The 17,812-nt window shown below is 67.1% G+C and carries 18 protein-coding genes, 4 tRNA genes and 1 pseudogene; 9 read left to right on the top strand and 14 right to left on the bottom strand.

Translation table 11 applies throughout. From position 1 onward, the window contains the following. The 12 genes from AB4Y92_RS24860 to AB4Y92_RS24805 form a co-directional block, all read right to left on the bottom strand. Positions 1 to 148 (bottom strand): GTP-binding protein (locus tag AB4Y92_RS24860; RefSeq protein ID WP_441822056.1); only part of this gene is annotated, 148 nt, incomplete at its 3' end. A gap of 70 nt (positions 149 to 218) precedes the next feature. Then, positions 219 to 294, bottom strand: a tRNA-Thr gene (locus tag AB4Y92_RS24855). A gap of 68 nt (positions 295 to 362) precedes the next feature. Beyond that, positions 363 to 437: transfer RNA gene (locus AB4Y92_RS24850), tRNA-Gly, on the bottom strand. A gap of 91 nt (positions 438 to 528) precedes the next feature. Then, positions 529 to 614: transfer RNA gene (locus AB4Y92_RS24845), tRNA-Tyr, on the bottom strand. Between the two features lie 125 nt (positions 615 to 739). Continuing rightward, a complete protein-coding gene (gene ychF, locus AB4Y92_RS24840) occupies positions 740 to 1,831 on the bottom strand; it encodes a redox-regulated ATPase YchF (protein WP_441822054.1) in 1,092 nt (363 codons plus the stop codon). Positions 1,832 to 1,913: 82 nt separating this feature from the next. After that, positions 1,914 to 2,495 carry an aminoacyl-tRNA hydrolase gene (pth, locus tag AB4Y92_RS24835; RefSeq protein WP_441822053.1) on the bottom strand — a complete coding sequence of 194 codons (582 nt, stop codon included), beginning with the start codon at positions 2,493 to 2,495 and terminating at the stop codon, positions 1,914 to 1,916. 59 nt (positions 2,496 to 2,554) lie between these two features. Continuing rightward, complete coding sequence (locus tag AB4Y92_RS24830; protein ID WP_441822052.1) at positions 2,555 to 3,214, bottom strand: 50S ribosomal protein L25/general stress protein Ctc; 660 nt, start codon at positions 3,212 to 3,214, stop codon at positions 2,555 to 2,557. A gap of 172 nt (positions 3,215 to 3,386) precedes the next feature. Next, positions 3,387 to 4,346: a ribose-phosphate diphosphokinase gene (locus AB4Y92_RS24825; RefSeq protein WP_441822051.1), complete on the bottom strand. Its 960-nt coding sequence runs from the start codon at positions 4,344 to 4,346 to the stop codon at positions 3,387 to 3,389. Between the two features lie 111 nt (positions 4,347 to 4,457). Beyond that, positions 4,458 to 4,534, bottom strand: a tRNA-Gln gene (locus AB4Y92_RS24820). A gap of 22 nt (positions 4,535 to 4,556) precedes the next feature. Further along, positions 4,557 to 5,426 carry a 4-(cytidine 5'-diphospho)-2-C-methyl-D-erythritol kinase gene (gene ispE / locus AB4Y92_RS24815; RefSeq protein ID WP_441822050.1) on the bottom strand — a complete coding sequence of 290 codons (870 nt, stop codon included), beginning with the start codon at positions 5,424 to 5,426 and terminating at the stop codon, positions 4,557 to 4,559. Positions 5,427 to 5,458: 32 nt separating this feature from the next. Then, positions 5,459 to 6,142 (bottom strand): lipoprotein insertase outer membrane protein LolB, encoded by a 684-nt coding sequence (gene lolB, locus AB4Y92_RS24810; protein ID WP_441822049.1) that lies wholly within the window; start codon positions 6,140 to 6,142, stop codon positions 5,459 to 5,461. A gap of 8 nt (positions 6,143 to 6,150) precedes the next feature. Further along, entirely contained in the window at positions 6,151 to 7,842 is a 1,692-nt protein-coding gene (locus AB4Y92_RS24805) for a tetratricopeptide repeat protein (RefSeq protein WP_441822055.1), read from the bottom strand. 294 nt (positions 7,843 to 8,136) lie between these two features. Here AB4Y92_RS24805 and hemA point away from each other — a divergent pair, with 294 nt between their 5' ends. From hemA to ppk2, 7 genes are all read left to right on the top strand, one after another. Next, positions 8,137 to 9,441 carry a glutamyl-tRNA reductase gene (hemA, locus tag AB4Y92_RS24800; RefSeq protein ID WP_441822048.1) on the top strand — a complete coding sequence of 435 codons (1,305 nt, stop codon included), beginning with the start codon at positions 8,137 to 8,139 and terminating at the stop codon, positions 9,439 to 9,441. Between the two features lie 72 nt (positions 9,442 to 9,513). Next, positions 9,514 to 10,596 carry a peptide chain release factor 1 gene (gene prfA, locus AB4Y92_RS24795; RefSeq protein WP_441822047.1) on the top strand — a complete coding sequence of 361 codons (1,083 nt, stop codon included), beginning with the start codon at positions 9,514 to 9,516 and terminating at the stop codon, positions 10,594 to 10,596. Positions 10,597 to 10,792: 196 nt separating this feature from the next. Continuing rightward, positions 10,793 to 11,251, top strand: coding sequence for a GNAT family N-acetyltransferase (locus tag AB4Y92_RS24790; protein WP_441822046.1), 459 nt, complete (start codon positions 10,793 to 10,795; stop codon positions 11,249 to 11,251). 67 nt (positions 11,252 to 11,318) lie between these two features. Next, positions 11,319 to 13,043 (top strand): O-linked N-acetylglucosamine transferase, SPINDLY family protein, encoded by a 1,725-nt coding sequence (locus AB4Y92_RS24785; RefSeq protein WP_441822045.1) that lies wholly within the window; start codon positions 11,319 to 11,321, stop codon positions 13,041 to 13,043. A gap of 256 nt (positions 13,044 to 13,299) precedes the next feature. Beyond that, positions 13,300 to 13,818 (top strand): molybdenum cofactor biosynthesis protein B, encoded by a 519-nt coding sequence (gene moaB, locus AB4Y92_RS24780; protein WP_441822044.1) that lies wholly within the window; start codon positions 13,300 to 13,302, stop codon positions 13,816 to 13,818. 5 nt (positions 13,819 to 13,823) lie between these two features. Further along, positions 13,824 to 14,201: a helix-turn-helix domain-containing protein gene (locus AB4Y92_RS24775; RefSeq protein WP_441822043.1), complete on the top strand. Its 378-nt coding sequence runs from the start codon at positions 13,824 to 13,826 to the stop codon at positions 14,199 to 14,201. Continuing rightward, a complete protein-coding gene (gene ppk2 / locus AB4Y92_RS24770; RefSeq protein WP_441822042.1) occupies positions 14,198 to 14,965 on the top strand; it encodes a polyphosphate kinase 2 in 768 nt (255 codons plus the stop codon). The genes AB4Y92_RS24775 and ppk2 overlap by 4 nt, the downstream gene beginning before the upstream one ends. 90 nt (positions 14,966 to 15,055) lie before the next feature. Here ppk2 and AB4Y92_RS24765 read toward each other — a convergent pair whose 3' ends face one another. After that, positions 15,056 to 15,799, bottom strand: a complete 744-nt coding sequence (locus AB4Y92_RS24765; RefSeq protein ID WP_441822041.1) for a helix-turn-helix domain-containing protein — start codon at positions 15,797 to 15,799, stop codon at positions 15,056 to 15,058. 112 nt (positions 15,800 to 15,911) lie between these two features. Between AB4Y92_RS24765 and AB4Y92_RS24760 the strand changes: the two genes are divergently transcribed. Together AB4Y92_RS24760 and AB4Y92_RS24755 are read left to right on the top strand one after the other, a co-directional pair. Continuing rightward, the gene (locus AB4Y92_RS24760) at positions 15,912 to 16,355 is read left to right on the top strand and encodes a hypothetical protein (protein ID WP_441822040.1); all 444 of its coding nucleotides are present in this window, start codon (positions 15,912 to 15,914) and stop codon (positions 16,353 to 16,355) included. After that, positions 16,352 to 17,212 carry a DUF2145 domain-containing protein gene (locus AB4Y92_RS24755; protein WP_441822039.1) on the top strand — a complete coding sequence of 287 codons (861 nt, stop codon included), beginning with the start codon at positions 16,352 to 16,354 and terminating at the stop codon, positions 17,210 to 17,212. The genes AB4Y92_RS24760 and AB4Y92_RS24755 overlap by 4 nt, the downstream gene beginning before the upstream one ends. A gap of 417 nt (positions 17,213 to 17,629) precedes the next feature. Here the strand turns inward: AB4Y92_RS24755 and AB4Y92_RS24750 are convergent. After that, positions 17,630 to 17,812: pseudogene (locus tag AB4Y92_RS24750) on the bottom strand (IS1595 family transposase); the annotation flags it as partial.

Below are 17,812 nucleotides of genomic sequence, written 5' to 3'. Positions count from 1 at the left end.
TCGCGTCGTACGCCTTGAACTCGCCACCGAAACGCTCAGCGCCCACCTTGGTCAGCGCCGCCGTCAGCGTCGTCTYGCCGTGGTCAACGTGACCGATCGTGCCGACGTTCACGTGCGGCTTGGTGCGCTCGAATTTACCCTTAGCCATGGCTGTCGCTTCTCGTTTGTGGTCTGTGTGTTGCGGTGGCTGTTGGTAAAGCAGCCGGTACTGCGGGATGTGGTGCTCACGAAAGGAATCGAACCTTCGACCTCCTCCTTACCAAGGAGGTGCTCTACCGACTGAGCTACGTGAGCGTGGAACTCGGTGTTGCGGCCCGATCAACCGGGCCTTGCTGCAATGGGGTCGCCAAGAGTGGATTCAATGGAGCGGGAGACGGGATTCGAACCCGCATTATCAGCTTGGAAGGCTGAGGCTCTAACCATTGAACTACTCCCGCGCCGCGTACAGCCATTACAGCGTTGGAACGTGTCGCACTGCCTGTCGAACTCTTGAAGCTTTGTCACCAGACACGTGCGGCTTGAAACATCTGGTGGAGGGAGGTGGATTCGAACCACCGAAGGCGTAAGCCAGCAGATTTACAGTCTGCCCCCGTTGGCCGCTTGGGTATCCCTCCGAAAGAGCCCGTAATTCTGGCGTGCGATCTTCAGGAAGTCAACGAACTTTCACACAACTTTTTGAAAAATTTTCCGACCCGCCGACTGCGGCCGCGGCCATCCGGGGACGGGCCGCGTAGTCTACTCAGACATTGAACCGAAAGTGCAGTACATCGCCCTCTTGGACGCGATATTCCTTGCCTTCCAGGCGCAGACGGCCGGCGTCGCGGGCGCCGGACTCGCCCTTGTACTTGATGAAATCGTCGTAGGCGATGGTTTCGGCGCGGATGAAGCCCTTCTCGAAGTCGGTATGGATCACCGCCGCGGCCTGCGGCGCGGTCGAGCCGGCCTTGACCGTCCAGGCGCGCACTTCCTTCACCCCGGCGGTGAAATAGGTCTGCAGGCCCAGCAGCGCGTAACCGGCGCGGATCAGGCGGTTGAGGCCCGGCTCGGCCAAGCCCAGATCGGCCAGGAAGGTGTCGCGGTCGGCATCGTCGAGCTGGCTGAGCTCTTCCTCGATCGCCGCCGACACCGGCACGACCTGGGCGCCCTCGGCGATCGCGCGTTCGCGCACCGCATCCAGGTGAGGATTGTTCTCGAACCCGTCCTCCAGCACGTTGGCCACGTACATGACCGGCTTGAGGGTGAGCAGGAACAGGTCGCGCACGGCCGCCTTGTCGTCCTCGGACAGGTCCAGCGTGCGCGCGGCCTTGCCCGCGTCCAGGCCCGCGCGCACGCGGCCCAGGACTTCCTTGCGCACGATCGCTTCCTTGTCGCCGGTCTTGGCCGAGCGCTCGGCGCGCTGGTAGGCCTTCTCGACGCTTTCCAGGTCGGCCAGGGCCAGCTCGGTGTCGATGGTCTCGATATCGGCGATCGGATCGACCTTGTTGTTGACGTGGATCACGTCCGGGTTTTCGAAGCAGCGCACCACATGGGTGATCGCATCGACTTCGCGGATGTGGGCCAGGAACTTGTTGCCCAGGCCTTGCCCGCTGGCGGCGCCGGCGACCAGGCCGGCGATATCGACGAACTCGACCGCGGTGGGAATCAGCTTCTGCGGCTTGACGATCTCAGCCAGCGCATTCAGACGCGGATCCGGCACCGGCACGGCGCCGACGTTGGGCTCGATCGTGCAGAACGGGAAGTTGGCCGCGGCGATGCCCGCCTTGGTCAGCGCGTTGAAGAGGGTCGACTTGCCGACGTTGGGCAGGCCGACGATGCCGCATTTGATGCCCATGGCTTTTTAATCCGGGAATAGAGAATCGAGAATCGGGAATCGAGAAGCGGGCCCTGACGATTCCCGATTCCCGATTCCCCATTCACGGCTTCGCAGTGTGCAACTGCGTCATCGCATCCATGAAATTGCCCTTGACCGCCAGCGGCATCACATCGATGGCCTCGTCGATCGCGCGCAGGATGACCGCTTCGTCGTCCTTGCCGGGACGGCCGAGCACCCACGGGGTGACCTTGTCCTTGTGGCCGGGATGGCCGATGCCCACGCGCAGGCGGTGGAACTTGCCGTGGCCGAGCAATTGCATGGTGTCGCGCAAGCCGTTCTGGCCGCCATGGCCGCCGTCGAACTTGAGCCGCGCCGCGCCCGGCGGCAGGTCGAGTTCATCGTGCGCCAGCAGCGCTCCTTCCGGCTCGATCTTCCAGTAACGCAAGGCGGCGGTGACCGACTTGCCGGACAGATTCATGAAGGTAGCCGGCTTGAGCAACCACACCGGACGGCCGCCGATCTCGATCTTCGAGGTCTCGCCGAACAGCTTGGACTCAAGACCGAAACGCCCGCCGTACTTCGCATTCAGGGCGTCCACAAACCAGAACCCGGCATTGTGCCGGGTCCGGGTGTATTCGGCGCCGGGGTTGCCCAGGCCGACGATCAGGCGCAATTCCGCCATGACTCACGACAGTCCGCAAACGCAGACCGGCGCGCCCGTGAAGGCGCGCCGGCAAGCGATTACTTCTTGTCTTCGTCCTTCTTCGCGACCTTGGCGGCCGGCACTTCGGCGACCGGCGCATCGGCGGCCGGCTCGGCCTCTTCCTTGCCGTGCTTGGCGATCACGACGGCGACGTCGTGTTCCTTGCCCAGCTTCAGCTCGGGGATCTCGACGCCCTTGGGCAGCTTGATCTCGGACAGGTGGACGATGTCGCCGACGGCCAGGGCCGACAGGTCGATTTCCAGGAACTCCGGCAGGTCCTTCGGCAGGCAGCTGACTTCGACTTCGTTGAGCTCGTGGGTGACCACGACGTCGGCGGCCTTGCCGGCCGGCGACTTGTCTTCGTTGAGGAAGTGCAGCGGCACGGCCACGCGGATCGCCTGGTTGGCGTCAACGCGCTGGAAGTCCAGGTGCATGATGATCTGCTTGAACGGGTGACGCTGCATATCGCGCAGCAGCACCTGCTCGACCTTGCCGTCGAGGTCCAGGCTCAGGATCGAGGAGTAGAACCACTCGTGCTGGCTGGCGAGCCAGATCTTCTCGTGGTCCAGCTGGACCGGCTGCGGCGCGGCGCTGCCGCCGTAGATGATGGCCGGGATGCTGGCGGCACGACGCAGGCGGCGGCTCGCACCCTTCCCCTCGACGTTGCGGCCAGTGGCCTTGATGATGTGTTCGGACATGTTGGTTTACTCACTTTGCAGCGTTAGGACCGCCTCGCAGCGGTTTGGAGACTCATCCGCGACCAGATGAGCCTTTGGAGCGGGGAATCGGGAATGGGGAATCGAGAATCGGTAGAAGCATGTGCGGCGCTGCTTTTTACGATTCCCTATTCCCCATTCCCGACTCCCGGATTCAATCCACGTACAACGAACTGACCGACTCGCCGAAGGCGATGCGGCGGATCGTTTCGGCCAGCAGCTCGGCGACGCTGAGCTGACGGATTCGGCCGGTGGCGCGGGCCGCGGCGGTCAGCGGGATGGTGTCGGTCACCACCAGCTCGTCCAACTGCGACTTCATTACATTGTCGATCGCCGCGCCCGACAGCACCGGGTGGGTGCAGTAGGCGACGACTTTCTGCGCGCCCTGGCCCTTCAGCGCCGCCGCGGCGGCGCACAAGGTGCCGGCGGTATCGACGATGTCATCGACCAGCACGCAGGTCTTGCCCGACACGTCGCCGATGATGTTCATCACCGTGGCGACGTTGGCGCGCGGACGGCGCTTGTCGATGATCGCCAGTTCCGCATCGTCCAGCCGCTTGGCGATCGCGCGGGCGCGAACCACGCCGCCGACGTCGGGCGAGACGACGATCAGGTTGTCCGTGCCGTGCGCGCGCCAGATATCGGCGAGCAGCAGCGGCGAGGCGTAGACGTTATCGACCGGGATGTCGAAAAAGCCCTGGATCTGATCGGCATGCAGATCGACCGTGAGCACCCGGTCGGCGCCGACCGCGCTGAACATCTTGGCCGCGACCTTGGCGGTGATCGGCACGCGCGAGGAACGCGGGCGGCGATCCTGGCGGGCGTAGCCGAAGTACGGCACCACCGCGGTCACGTTGGCCACCGATGCGCGCTTGAGCGCGTCGATCAGCACCAACAGCTCCATGAAGTTCTCCGCCGTGGGCGCGTTCGTCGGCTGAATGACGAACACCTCCTGGCGACGCACGTTCTCTTCGATCTCGACCTGCACCTCGCCGTCGGAGAAGCGCCCGACGAGGGCCTTGCCGAGCCGGATGCCGAGCTCCTTGCACACCGCCTCGGCGAGGGGACGGTTGGCGTTGCCGCTGAAAACCAGCAGATTGCGATCGTTTTGCACTTTGTTTACTCCGCTTCGCTCTGACCGGGCGGCTCGGGAATGGGGAATCGAGAATCCGGAATCGCCTATAACGTTTCCGGATTCTCCATTCCCTACTCCCGCAACAACTGATGGCAGGGGCGGTAGGATTCGAACCTACGAATGCCAGGATCAAAACCTGGTGCCTTGGGCCTCTTGGCGACGCCCCTGCAGTAAACCAGTTCAGCTTTTTTACTTGGCTTCAAGCGCGGCGCGCAGCGAAGAACGCTTTGCGCCGGCGGCCGTCCAGGCCCGAAGGCCGGCAGGCAGTTGCGAGAGCGCGGCTTCGGCGGATTCGCGCGTGGCGAACTCGACGAAACACCCGCTGCCCGAGCCGGTCAGGCGTGGCGAACCGATACTCGACAATGCAGCGAAAGCAGCCTCGACGGCGGTTTCACGCTGACGCAGTACCGGCTCGAACGCATTCCCGAGCGGCTTACCCGAAACGAAGTCCGACATTGTCGCGGGCGCGGCATCGCGAGTCAATTCAGTTGACTGGAATAAAACCGCGGTCGGGGCGTGAACGCCCGGATCGGCCAGCACGTACCAGGCCGGCGGCAGCTCGATCGGACGCAGTGCTTCGCCGACGCCTTCGGCCCAGGCGTTCTCGCCGCGGACGAAGACGGGGACATCGGCGCCCAGGCGCAGGCCCAGTTCGGCCAAGCGGTCGACGCCCAGATTCGTGCCCCACAGGGCATCCAAGGCCACCAGAACGGTGGCCGCATCGGAGGAACCGCCGCCGAAGCCGCCGCCCGCCGGAATGCGCTTTTCGATGACGATGTCCGCACCTTGGCCGCTGCTGGCCTCTTTTTGCAGCAGAAGCGCGGCCCGCACGGTGAGGTCGTCCTGCTCCGCCACGCCCGCCACCGAGGCGCCATGGCGGACCACCCGGCCGTCCTCGCGAGGACGCAAGCGGATGGTGTCGCCCCAGTCCAGCAGGCGGAACACGGTCTGCAGCAGGTGGTAGCCATCGGCGCGGCGGCCGGTGATGCGCAGGAACAGGTTCAGCTTGGCCGGGGCGGGCCAGACGGTCCAGGCAGGAGTCGCGGAAGTTTCGGACATGGCGGCGATCAGAAGGACGAAGCGTGTTTCGTTCAGCGCACGGAAGACGGCGCGGTATCGGCCGAAATGCCCGCGGCGGCGCCCTTCCACTCGTCCACGATCAACCGGACCCGCGCCGAATCGCGTCGCGCATCCAGCCGCGACGGCAGATCGCCGCTGGCCGGCCATTGGTAGGCGATGGTCCAGCCGCTTTGTTCGATCGACTGCGGACGGCCGTCCGCGCCGGGGACGACCTTCGCGGCCGGGACATCGCGCGCCGGCAAGCCGCGCAGCCAGTCGGCCAGCGCCGACACCGGGATGTCCCAGCCGGTGGCTTGCAGCAGCAGTTCGCCGGCATCGGCGCCCTCGCGCGGGCCGCCGTCCAGGCCTTCCAGGCGCGCGCCGTCGCGGCTGCCGCTCAGGCGCCAGCTCTGGCGGGTGACCGGGGCGCTGAGCGCGACGTCGAAACGGCCGTCGCGCTGGCTCCATTCCATCCGGCCGCTGCCGCCCTTGCCGGCGTTCGACACGGCGACGCGGCCGGTCAGCGACCAATCGCCCTGCGCGCGCACTCGCTCCAGCCGCGCGGCTTCGCGCGCGAGCGCATCGGCGGCCGGCACCACGGTTCCCGCCGGCGCTGGTTTGACGCCCTGCCCCGCGCACGCGGCCAGCAGCGCGGTCAACATCGCGGCGGCGAGTAATTGCGCGGCGCGCGGATACCGCGTCGTCGCGGCGGTCATCGCCGCGCTCACAAGCCGTATTTCTTCAGCGCGCGCTGCAGCGAGCGGTTGTCCGCATCGATCTTGCGCGCCTGCTCGAAGTACTTGCGCGCTTCGTCCTTGCGCCCGGTCTCCCACAGCAGCTCGGCCAGATGCGCGGCGATTTCGGCGTCCTTCTGCATGGTCAGCGCGCGGCGCAGTTCGGTTTCGGCGTCCTTGACCCGGCCCAGGCGATAGAGCACCCAGCCGTAGCTGTCGATGATCGCGGCGTTGTCCGGCTCGGCCGTGCGTGCGCGCTCGATCAATTCGAACGCCTCCTGATAGCGCGTGGTGCGATCGGCCAGGGTGTAGCCCAGCGCGTTGAGCGCGGCGATGCTATCGGGTTCGGCGACCAGGATGCGGCGGAAATCGGCTTCGGCGCGGGCGACGTCGTCGCGGCGTTCCCAGCTCAGGGCGCGCGCGTAGAGAATTTCCGGTTCGTCCGGAAACGCCGCTAGGCCGCGGGCAAACGCGTCGTTTTCGCCGGCGACGTTCTTGTCGTCGGCGCGCAGGTTCGCTTCCAGGATGTAGCCGTCGCGGCGGGTGTCGTCGTCGGCCGAGGCGTCGGACTGGATCGCGCGCAGGCTGGCGTAAGCCTCGTCCGAACGCTTGAGCTTGTGCAGCACGTTGGCGCTGCGCAGGCGCGCGATCGAACGCTGCGAACCGCCGGGCACGCCCTGGTACCAGTTCAGGGCTTCATCGTTGCGCTCCAGGAATTCGGCCAGCTGGCCGAGCAGCAGACGCCGCGCCGGATCGGGCTTGGCCGCGTCGGCGCGCAGTTCGTCGTAAAGCTTGGTCAGGGTCGGCTTGTCTTCGGCGCGAGCCAGATAGGACGCGCGCAGGGCGTAGGTCTGCTCGTCCTGCGGGCCGCGCGCGAGCACCGCGGCGACGTTCTGGAAATCGTTGAGGCCTTCGTACTGTTCGGCGATCAGCGCGCGCAGATTGGTGTCGGTATCGGCCAGCGGCAACAAGGTGGCGAGCAGTTGCGAGGCTTCCTCGGTCTTGCCGTCCTCGCGCAGCTGGCTCACCCGCAGCAGGCCCACGCGCGGCTCGCCGGGGAAGCGCTTGACCACTTCGCTGACGATGCGCTCGGTCAGCTTGGGCTGATCCAGTCGCTGCGCCAGGCCGCCGAAGGCGACCCAGGCCATCAGATTGCGCTGCGGGATCTTGCCGCCGTCGACGATCTTCTCGAGCACGCGCCCGGCCTGCTTCTGATCCTTGGCGCCGGCGGTCAGCACGCCCAGCACCTGGCGCCAGCCGGTGTCGGGCTCGGCGGTCATCAAGTCGTTGAGCTGGCGCAGCGCGGCGCGATCGTCGCCGCGGCGCAGCGACAAGGTCGCCTCGGCGGCGGCGAGCGAGTGGCCCTTGCCGCCGAGCTTGCGCCACAGCCCCAGCGCCTCGGCGGCGGTCGTGTCCTGCTTGGCGACCAGGGCGATCGAGGTGGCGCGCTCGGCCAGAACCACGTCGCCGGCGGCGCGCGCGGCCTTGAGATAGGCGCTGGCGGCTTCGTTCAATTTGCCCGACTGCAGGGCGAACTCGCCGGCCAGCAACGATTCCAGCGAAGCGCCGGTGGGATCCTTGGCGGCCTGGGCCTGGATGGTCGCGCGGGTGGCGGCTAATTCCGCCGCCGAAGGCTGGGCCGCCGCGGTAACCGCCGCCGCCGAGGAGCCCCATACCGCCAGCGCCAGAGCCAGAACCGTCCACTTCAAGGCGCGCCGCGACCGGCCCGCGGGGACCGGAACCGGGGCCCGGCGCTTGTCTTCAGTTCTGTCTATTGGACCGATCGAGCAAATCGAATCGTAGAGAACCACGTGAGGACCATTTCGGCCGGTAGAATGGCGGCCTTCAGCAGCCCGCAGCTTATCGCAAGCACCTGAACCGATGTCCCGCGCCGCACGCCGCCCGATGAAACTTTTTCGCCTCGCCGCGACGACGGTCTGCCGCGCCCACTGCCCGGGATCGATCCGCCTGCGCCCATGAGCTTGTTCGTCCTCGGCATCAACCATCAGACCGCGCCGGTGAGCCTGCGTGAGCGCGTCGCGTTCTCAGGCGAAGCGGTGCCGGCCGCGCTCGACGCGCTGCGCGCGCTGGCGCCGGTGCGCGAGGTGGCGTTGCTGTCTACCTGCAACCGCACCGAGCTGTACGCGGTCGCCGACGACGACGGCCGCGCGCTGGCCGATTGGCTGGCCACGCATCCGGACGATTGCGGCGACCTGCACGCTTATCTCTACCGCCATCGCGACGCCGACGCGGTGCGGCATCTGTTCCGCGTCGCCACTGGCCTTGATTCGCTGGTGCTGGGCGAGCCGCAGATCCTGGGCCAAGTGAAGGACGCCTGGGCCACCGCGCGCGGCGCCGGCACCCTGGGCAGCCAACTCGACCGCCTGTTCCAGCAAGCCTTCTCCACCGCCAAGCGCGCGCGCACCGATACCCGCATCGGCGCCAATCCGGTCTCGGTCGCCTCCGCGGCGGTGCGGCTGGCGCAGGAATCGTTCGCGCGACTGGAAGACTCCACCGTGCTGCTGGTCGGCGCGGGCGAAACCGTGGAGCTGGCGGCGCGGCATCTGGTCCAGGCCAAGGCCAAGCGCCTGCTGATCGCCAACCGCACCCTCGCCCATGCGCAGGACCTCGCCACCCGCCACGGCGGCGTGGCGCTGCCGCTGAGCGAACTCGACCGCCATCTGGGCGAAGCCGACATCGTGTTGTCGGCCACCGCCAGCCGCGAACCGATCCTGCAGCGCGCGCAAGTGGCCGCGGCGCTGGCCACGCGCAAGCATCGGCCGATGCTGTTGCTGGACCTGGCCGTGCCGCGCGACATCGCCCCGGACGTGGCCAGCCTGAAGGACGTGTTCCTCTACACCGTTGACGATCTGGAACGCGCGATCGAAGACAACCGCCGCAGCCGCCGCGAAGCGGCGACCGAGGCCGAGGCGATCGTCGAGCTGCAGGTCGCGCGCTTCGTCGAAACCCTGGCGGCCAGCACCCGCACCGCGCCGATCAAGCGCCTGCGCGATCACGGCGAACTCGCTCGCGAGGAAGTGCTGGCCAAGGCGCGCCAGCAACTGGGCGCCGGGCAAGACCCGGCCGAAGTGCTCAACTTCCTCGCCCACACGCTGACCAACCGCCTGCTGCATGCGCCGACGATGGCCTTGCGCGAGGCGGCGCTGACCGGCAATCCGGAGTTGGCCCGGGCGGCGGATAAGTTGTTCCCGGCGGTGGGAATCGGGAATCGGGAATCGGGAATCGAAACAGCGGATTCGGAATCTTCCGACGATCGTTAGCGACCGGATCGCGTCGCGGGCGCTCGCGCCTTTCCGATTCCCCATTTCCGATTCCCGATTCCCGGCAACTCAATGACCCCCACCCTGCGCCGCAAACTCGAAGCCCTGGCCGAACGGCGCGAAGAACTCGAACGCCTGCTCGCCGATCCGGGCGTGATCGGCGACAACGACCGTTTCCGCAAACTCTCGCGCGAATTCGCCCAGCTCGAACCGGTCGCCATCGCGCTGGCCGAGGAAGCGCGGGCCAAGGCCGATCTCGCCGCCGCCGAGGCGATGCGCAACGATCCGGAATTGCGCGAACTGGCCGATGAGGAAATCGCCGCGGCGCAGGCGCGCCTGCAGCAGCTCGACGTCGAACTGCTCGCCCACCTGATCCCGAAAGACCCGCGCGACGACGGCGACCTTTATCTGGAAGTGCGCGCCGGCACCGGCGGCGACGAAGCGGCGATCTTCGCCGGCGATCTGTTCCGCATGTACGCGCGCTACGCCGAACGCCAGGGCTGGAAGGTCGAGATCGAATCGTCCAGCGCCGGCGAGCACGGCGGCTACAAGGAAATCATCGCCCGGGTCGAAGGCCGCGGCGCGTACTCGCGGCTCAAGTTCGAATCGGGCACCCATCGCGTCCAGCGCGTGCCGGAAACCGAATCGCAAGGCCGCATCCACACCTCGGCGGCGACGGTGGCGATCATCGCCGTCGAACCCGAAGGCGAGCCGATCGAAATCAACCCGGCCGATCTGAAGGTCGACACCTTCCGCTCCTCCGGCGCCGGCGGCCAGCACGTCAACAAGACCGAATCGGCGATCCGCATCACCCACATCCCCAGCGGCGTGGTGGTCGAAAACCAGACCGAGCGCAGCCAGCACGCCAACCGCGACAAGGCGCTCAAGCGCCTGCAGGCGATGCTGGCCGACGCGGCGGCGTCCAAGGCCGCGGCCGCGCAGGCGCTGGACCGGCGCCTGCAGGTCGGCAGCGGCGATCGCAGCCAGCGCATCCGCACCTACAACTTCCCGCAGGGCCGGATCACCGACCATCGCGTCGAAGGGCTGACCTTGTACGACCTGCCGAACATCGTCGCCGGCGACCTGGACGGCCTGATCGGGCGGCTGATCCACGAACACCAGACCGACGAACTGGCACGGCTGTCGGCGGGTTGACCGCTGCTTCAACGATGGAGCGGCGCAAGCCGCATTGGCGTCGTTAACCTGAGCTCGCCGCGCGCCGCGCCTGCCCGCGATCCATCGGGCAAGCCGTGCGCTGGTTCACAGCCCACACCAAATGGCTATCACGAGTCATGACTGTGCCGGCTGCGAGCGGCCATAATCCGGCATTCCCCGCCGGACCGCCCCTCGCATGAGCCCCACCGTCCGCCGCGCCAGCTCCGCCGACCTCGACCTGCTCGCGCCGCTGTTCGACCGCTACCGGCATTTCTATACCCAGCGTTTCGACGAAGCGGTCTCGCGCGCCTTCATCGGCGAGCGCCTGCAGCGCGGCGACTCGGTGCTGTTGCTGGCCGCGCTGGACGGCCACGACGGCGCCGGCTTCACCCAGTTGTATCCGACCTTCTCCTCGGTGCGCGCCGCGCGGGTGTGGGTGCTCAACGATCTGTTCGTGGAGCCTCAGGCGCGCCGCCGCGGCGTCGCCCAGGCCCTGCTCGATGCCGCCGCCGAGTTCGCCCGCGCCGACGGCGCCGCGCGCCTGGAGCTGGAAACCAACCACGACAACCTCACCGCCCAGGCGCTGTACGACGCCGCCGGCTGGCAGCGTTACGACGGCACCCAGCGCTATCACCTGCCGCTGGGCGCGACTTGAAGAAGCCGATGATGTCCGCGCCGCCGCAATGCCCGCCATCGACAGCCGCCAGACGCAAACCCCGCCCATGAACGATCCGCGCGCGCAATTGCGCCAGGCGCTCAAGCGCAATCCCGGCGATGCCATGGGCTGGGTGATGCTGGCCGAACACGAACTCGACGCCGGCGACGCCCAGGCCGGCGAAACCGCCTCGCGGCGCGCCCTGCACCTGCGTCCGGGCCATCCCGAAGCGCTGGCGCGACTGGGCCGCGCGCAAGCGATGCAGCGCAAGTTCGAAGACGCGGTGACCAGCCTGCGCGCGGCCGCGCGCGCAGCGCCCGGACATCCGGGCATCGTGGTGTGGCTGGCGCATGCGCTGGAAGACATCGGCGACGCCGAGGGCGCGCTGGAGGCCTACACCCGCGCCTACACCCTGGCGCCGCGCGAACCGCAGCTGGCCGCCTACCTGCTCAACTGGCGGCGGCGGCTGTGCGACTGGCGCGACCTCGACACGCTTTCGCGCCAGGTGCGCGAAGCGGTGGCGCAGGCGCAGGCCTCGGTCGAGCCGTTCGCTTTTCTCAGCGAAGACACCAGCGCCGCCGAGCAGCGCCGTTGCGCCGGCCTGCGCGCGGCGGTGATCGCGCAAAGCGTGCAACCGATGCCGCCGGCGCCGGTCAAGGATCTGGCCGCGACCGTGCGCGTAGGGTTTTTGTCCAACGGCTTCGGCGCCCATCCCACCGGCTTGCTGACGGTGGCCCTGTTCGAAGCGATGTATCGCCGCGGCGGCATCGAGCTGCATCTGTTCGCGCTCAATCGCGACGACGACAGCCCGATCCGGCAACGCCTGCGCGCGGCCACCGACACCGTCCACGACGTGGCGATGCAGCCGCATGCGCAGGTCGCCGCGACCATCCGCCGCGCCGGCATCGACGTCTTGTTCGACCTGCGCGGCTGGGGCGGCGGCGGCGCCCCGGAAGTGCTGGCGATGCGGCCGGCGCCGGTGCAGGTCAACTGGCTCGCCTACCCGGGCACCTCGGCCGCGCCGTGGATCGACTACGTGCTGGCCGACCGCTACGTGCTGCCCGAGTCGATGACCGCCGACTTCAGCGAAACCGTGGCCTGGCTGCCGCGCTGTTTCCAGCCCTCCGACACCAGCCGCGAGTTGCAACTGCCGCCGACCCGCGCCGAATGCGGCCTGCCCGAGGACGGCACGGTGCTGTGCTGTTTCAACAACAGCTACAAGCTCAACCCGCGCAGCGTCGCGCGCGCGCTGGAAGTCTTGCGCGGCGTGCCCGGCAGCGTGCTGTGGCTGCTGTCGGGCCCGGGCCGCGCCGATCAGCGCCTGCGCGAATTCGCCAAGCAGCGCGACATCGACCCGGCGCGCCTGGTGTTCATGCGCAAACAACCGCATCCCGACTACCTGGCGCGCCTGCGCCATGCCGATCTGTTTCTCGACACCAATCCCTACAACGCCCACACCACCGCGTCCGACGCGCTGTGGGCCGGCTGCCCGGTGCTGACCTGTCCGGGCGCGACCTTCGCCGCGCGCGTGGCCGGCAGCCTTAATCATCACTTGGGCATGGAGCACATGAACGTCGCCGACGATGCCGCCTTCATCGCCCGCGCGGTGGCGCTGGGCAACGATCGCGAAGCGCTGGCGGCGCTGCGCAACGAGTTGGCGGCGCGGCGTGCCGACAGCGGCCTGTTCGACATGGACGGCTTCTCGATGGATTTCGCCGCGATGACCATCGCGATGGCTCGGCGGCAGCGTAAGGGTGAGGCGCCGGCTGTGTTGCAGGGGCCTGCTCGCTGAAGAGCAAATCCCCCCTACCCCCCTTTTTCAAAGGGGGGAATCCTTCGGGGTTGGATGTGGTGGGTGGATAACGACGAAGCTCACGATGGTTCGATCACGCAAGTAATCGAAGCCGCAACACACAAATTCCAAAGCCCCCACCGAACGGGTTCCCCCCTTTGAAAAAGGGGGGCCAGGGGGGATTTGCTCTTAGCATTTGCTCCTGCCCCAACACCCCCCTAACCCCACCCAACACCATTTGCGCTAGTCTGCGCCCATGACTGCGCAACGCGATTTCATCCCCCTGAACCTGTGCGTGCTGACCGTCTCCGACAGCCGCACGCTGGCCGAAGACAGCTCCGGCGATTACCTGATCCAGTCGCTCACCGACGCCGGTCACCGGCTGGTCGAGCGCAAGCTGTTGCCCGACGACCGCTACAAGCTGCGCGCGGCGGTGTCGCAGTGGATCGCCGACGAAAGCATCGACGGCATCTTGGTCACCGGCGGCACCGGCTTCACCGGCCGCGACTCCACGCCCGAGGCGCTGCTGCCGCTGCTCGACAAGGAAATGCCCGGCTTCGGCGAACTGTTCCGCGCGATCAGCTTCGAAGAGATCGGCACCTCCACCCTGCAGTCGCGCGCCTTCGCCGGCCTGGCCAACGCCACCTTCCTGTTCTGCCTGCCGGGCTCGACCTCGGCCTGCCGCACCGCCTGGGAAAAGATCGTCAGCGCGCAACTCGACGCGCGCACCCGGCCGTGCAACCTCGCCACTTTGCGTCCCCGCCTCAAGGAGTGATGGGCATGTCGCTGGACACCACCCTGCGTTTGCTGACCAAGGCCAGCGGTTTGAGCGTGACCGATCTGGCCACCGCGATTCCGCGCGCCGGCGCCGCCACCGTCAGCGCCTGGCTGCGCGGCGACAAACTGCCCGGCCGCGATCAGGTCGATGCGCTCGCGCGCGCCTTCGGCGTTCCGGCCGGCGCGCTGTTGGCCGATCTGGCCAGCACGCTCGATCCGTCGCGCACCCAGGGCGAACACGATCTGCTCGCCGCTTACCGCGCGCTCAGCACCAAGCAACAAGGTGCGCTGCTGGAAATCGCCACCGGCCTGGCCGGCACCAAGCGCGGCGCGGCCAAACCCGCGGCGAAAACCACCGGATCGAGAAAGGCCAAACGATGAGCACGCTCAAGCGCAAGGACTACGAGGCCGAACTCGAACCGCTGCAAGTCGAACTGGTGGCGATGGCGCGCTGGGTGCAAAGCGCCGGCAAGCGCGTAGTGGTGCTGCTGGAAGGCCGCGACACCGCCGGCAAGGGCGGCGCCATCGGCGCCTTGTCCGAGCATCTCAACCCGCGCCAATGCCACATTGTCGCCCTGTCCAAACCCAGCGAACGCGAAAGCGGCCAGTGGTATTTCCAGCGCTACGTCCCGCATCTGCCTGCCGCCGGCGAGATCGCGCTGTTCGACCGCAGTTGGTACAACCGCGCCGGCGTCGAACGCGTGATGGGCTACGCCAAGCCCGATCAGGTCAAGGCCTTCCTGAAGCAGACACCGGTATTCGAGAAGTTGCTGATCGACGACGGCATCGTGCTGTTCAAGTACTGGCTGTGTTGCGACCAGGAAGAACAGGAAGAACGTTTCGCCGAGCGCCTCAACGATCCGCTCAAGCGCTGGAAGCTGTCGCCGATCGACCTGGAAGCGCGCAAGCATTACGAGGACTACACCAAGGCGCGCGAGGCCATGCTCGAAGCCACCCACACCAAGCATGCGCCGTGGACGCTGGTGGATTTCAACGATCAGCGCCGCGGCCGGCTGACCTTGATCCGCGATCTGCTCTCGCGTTTGCCGGATACCAAGCTGCCGGATACGAAGCTGGAATTCCCGCCGTTGAAGGGCAAGCCGGCTAAAGAGAAGTACAAGGTGCTTAAGCCGATTCGCGGCTAGAACGCTTTTGCCCGTCATCCCCGCGAAGACGGGGATGACGGGCCACACAGACGCGATGCTCGGCTCGCGGCGTTCGCCTTACGCCCGCGCCTAATCCCCTTGCGACCGCCGAAACGGCTGGAACAACTGCAACAGCCACGGCTTCTGCGCCAACACCAGACTCACGCCGATGCGCTCCTGCGCGGTCAGCGCCGCATCGCGCGCCAGCAGCGCGTCGAATTCGCGCGCCACCTCGTTCAAGCGCAGCTTGAGTTCGCGGATGCCGGCGACGCTGAGCGAGCCGCTGAGCAACAACAGCACGTCCTGCTCGCCGTCGAAGGGATCGGCGAAATAATCGCCGAGCAGCTTCAGGCGGAAATAGCGTTCCATCGGCCCGTCGGCGCGCCAGCGGAAATTGCGCGTGGTCAGCGGCCGGCCGCGATTGCCGGGCATCAGTTCGATGATGCCGAGCCGGTCCAGTCGCACCAGCAGCGCGGTCCAGCGCGCGTTGTCGAAGTTGAAATGGGCCTGCACGTCGGCCTGCTTCCAGCGGTTCAAGGTCAGAAACAGCGCGACCAGCAACGCCGGCTCATCGACCAGGGCCTGCTCCTGCGCTTCGCTGAGCATGGCCATCGGCGCGCGCCCGCGCGCGGCTTCGGCGCTGAGTTCGGCCAGGCCGATGTCGAGCACGTCGCAGACCTGCTCCAGCCGCTGCAGGCTCATCGCCCGCCGCGAGAACATGCGCTTGACCGCGGCCTCGCTGAGCTTCAGCCGCCCGGCCAGATCGCGGTAGGTCAGATCCTGCGCGCGCAAGAAGCGCTTGAGGGCGTCTACGAGTTCGAAGGACAGGGCCATGCGTATCAAATTACGCTACTGAACAGAGAAATTCGAGCCACCTTGTCGAACAATCTTGCCAAGCGTGCGGGCGCTGCCGATGGTGGCTGCGGACCTGAACGAGGTGGCACGAATGACACGGACTTCCGAACGCCTGCTCCTCCTCGTTCTGGTCGCTGCCGCCGTGGCGGGCTCGCTGGCAGGGACGCCGGCGAGGGCGGCGGTGCAGTCCGACGGCCTGAGCCGTCAGTCCGCCGCCAGCCTGGACGCCTCGGTCGAGGTGCCGGTGGCCGCGGCGAACGCGCTGTCGCAGGGCGCGAAATTTTCCGTCGTCGCTATCGAAGCCAGCGCCAACGGCGTGGCGGTGACGATCTCCGCGGCCGCGGCCGGCACCTCCTTCGTCGTCGCCTTGTCGGCGGCGCAGGCGAAAGAACTCGGGCTCAAGGTCGGCTGGGCGGTGGTCGTCACCGTAGTCGCGGCCGGCTGGCTGATCAGCGACGGCCACCTCAACCTCATTTGCTTCGTCCCCAACGACCGCGCGCGCGCCTTGACACACAGCGCCCGGATGGCCGGATGAAGCGGTTCCCTCGTTACCCCGATGTCGCGGCAGGCAGGAGGCTGATCGCCGCGATGGTGGTGGCCGTGGTGATGGGAGTAATGCCCGCACAAGGACGTGCGGGCACTGCCTGCGAAGCCGAGACGATCTCGCCGCAGAAAGTCGCCGCCGCCGCGCAGACCGCCTTGACCGTGGCCGCGGCGCTGGACGAACGCGACGCCCCGGCGGCGCTGGTGGCGCGGGTGGGCACGGATCTGTCCGCGCAGGGATTGGTCTACAGCCATGTCGGTTTCGTCGTCCGCGAACATCCGGCCGGACGTTGGACCGCAGTGCATCTGCTCAACGAATGCGGCAGCGACCGTTCCGGCCTCTACACCCAGGGGCTGGTGAATTTTTTCTCCGATCATCTGGTCAACCAGGACGCGCGCATCGTCTGGCTGGAACCCGATCAGGCGCAGCGCCTGGCCGATCGCCTGCGCGCGTTGCCGCGCGATGGTCTGCATCAGCCGCGCTACAACCTGATCGCACGTCCTGGCAGCGCCGATTATCAGAACTCCACTGCTTGGGTGCTGGAAATTCTGGGCACGACCTTGCCGCAGGCCGCGGCCGGGGTTGATCGCCGCACCGCCTACCTCGCCGCGCAAGGCGATGGGTTCGAGCCCGATCGCATCCATATTCCGTATTCCAAGCGCGTGCTCGGCGGTTTGTTCAGCGCGAACGTCGCCTTTACCGATCACTCGATCGGCACGCGATTGGGCGGCGATTATCCGGTGGTGACGGTGCGCTCGATCGTGCAGTACCTGGATCGCAGCGGACATGTGAGTGCGCAGCGGGAATGGCGCAACGGTAAGGCGATGGAGCGGCTTGGGGCGTTGTAGTTGTTGGGGATGGATGGTCGTTGAGCGATGGGCGTTTCCGCGGAAGCGCCACGCGTCGCCCTTACCAACCAAGCGCGAAAATTCGCCCCCTTTGAAAAAGGGGCTGGCGGCCGGCGGACAATCGTCTGAGCTGTTCTGTGTCGGCGCCGGGGGATTTGCTTTTCGCCGCAGCAAAAGCAAATCCCCCCTAGCCCCCCTTTTTCAAAGGGGGGAACTGTTTCGTTGCGGGTCTGGGTATCCGTCGTCCTCACCAACCAAGCGCGGAAATCCGCCCCCTTTGAAAAAGGGGGCTGGCGCCCGGCGAACAATCGTCTGAGCTGTTCTGTGTCGGCGCTGGGGGATTTGCTTTTCGCCGCAGCAAAAAGCAAATCCCCCCTAGCCCCCCTTTTTCAAGGGTCTTAGGAAGCAAACGCGCCCTCAGAGGGGRTTGGATCGTAGCAAYTTAAGGGTSGCCCGATAGAGGTCGTCGTGGCGATGGTTGAAGCGAAACTCGCACTCCTTGAGGTGCAGGTAGAAGGTGGTCTTGGCCAGGCCGTTGAACTTGGCYAGGCGTCGCTTGGCGAAGCTCCAGAAGCTCTCGATGCCATTGATGTGGTTGTC

The sequence above is a fragment of the Lysobacter sp. TAB13 genome (assembly GCF_052113885.1).
GTDB classification, from domain to species: domain Bacteria; phylum Pseudomonadota; class Gammaproteobacteria; order Xanthomonadales; family Xanthomonadaceae; genus Lysobacter; species Lysobacter gummosus.
The sequence above is the reverse complement of the archived record's forward strand: the minus strand, read 5'-3'. Positions and strand labels throughout refer to the sequence as shown.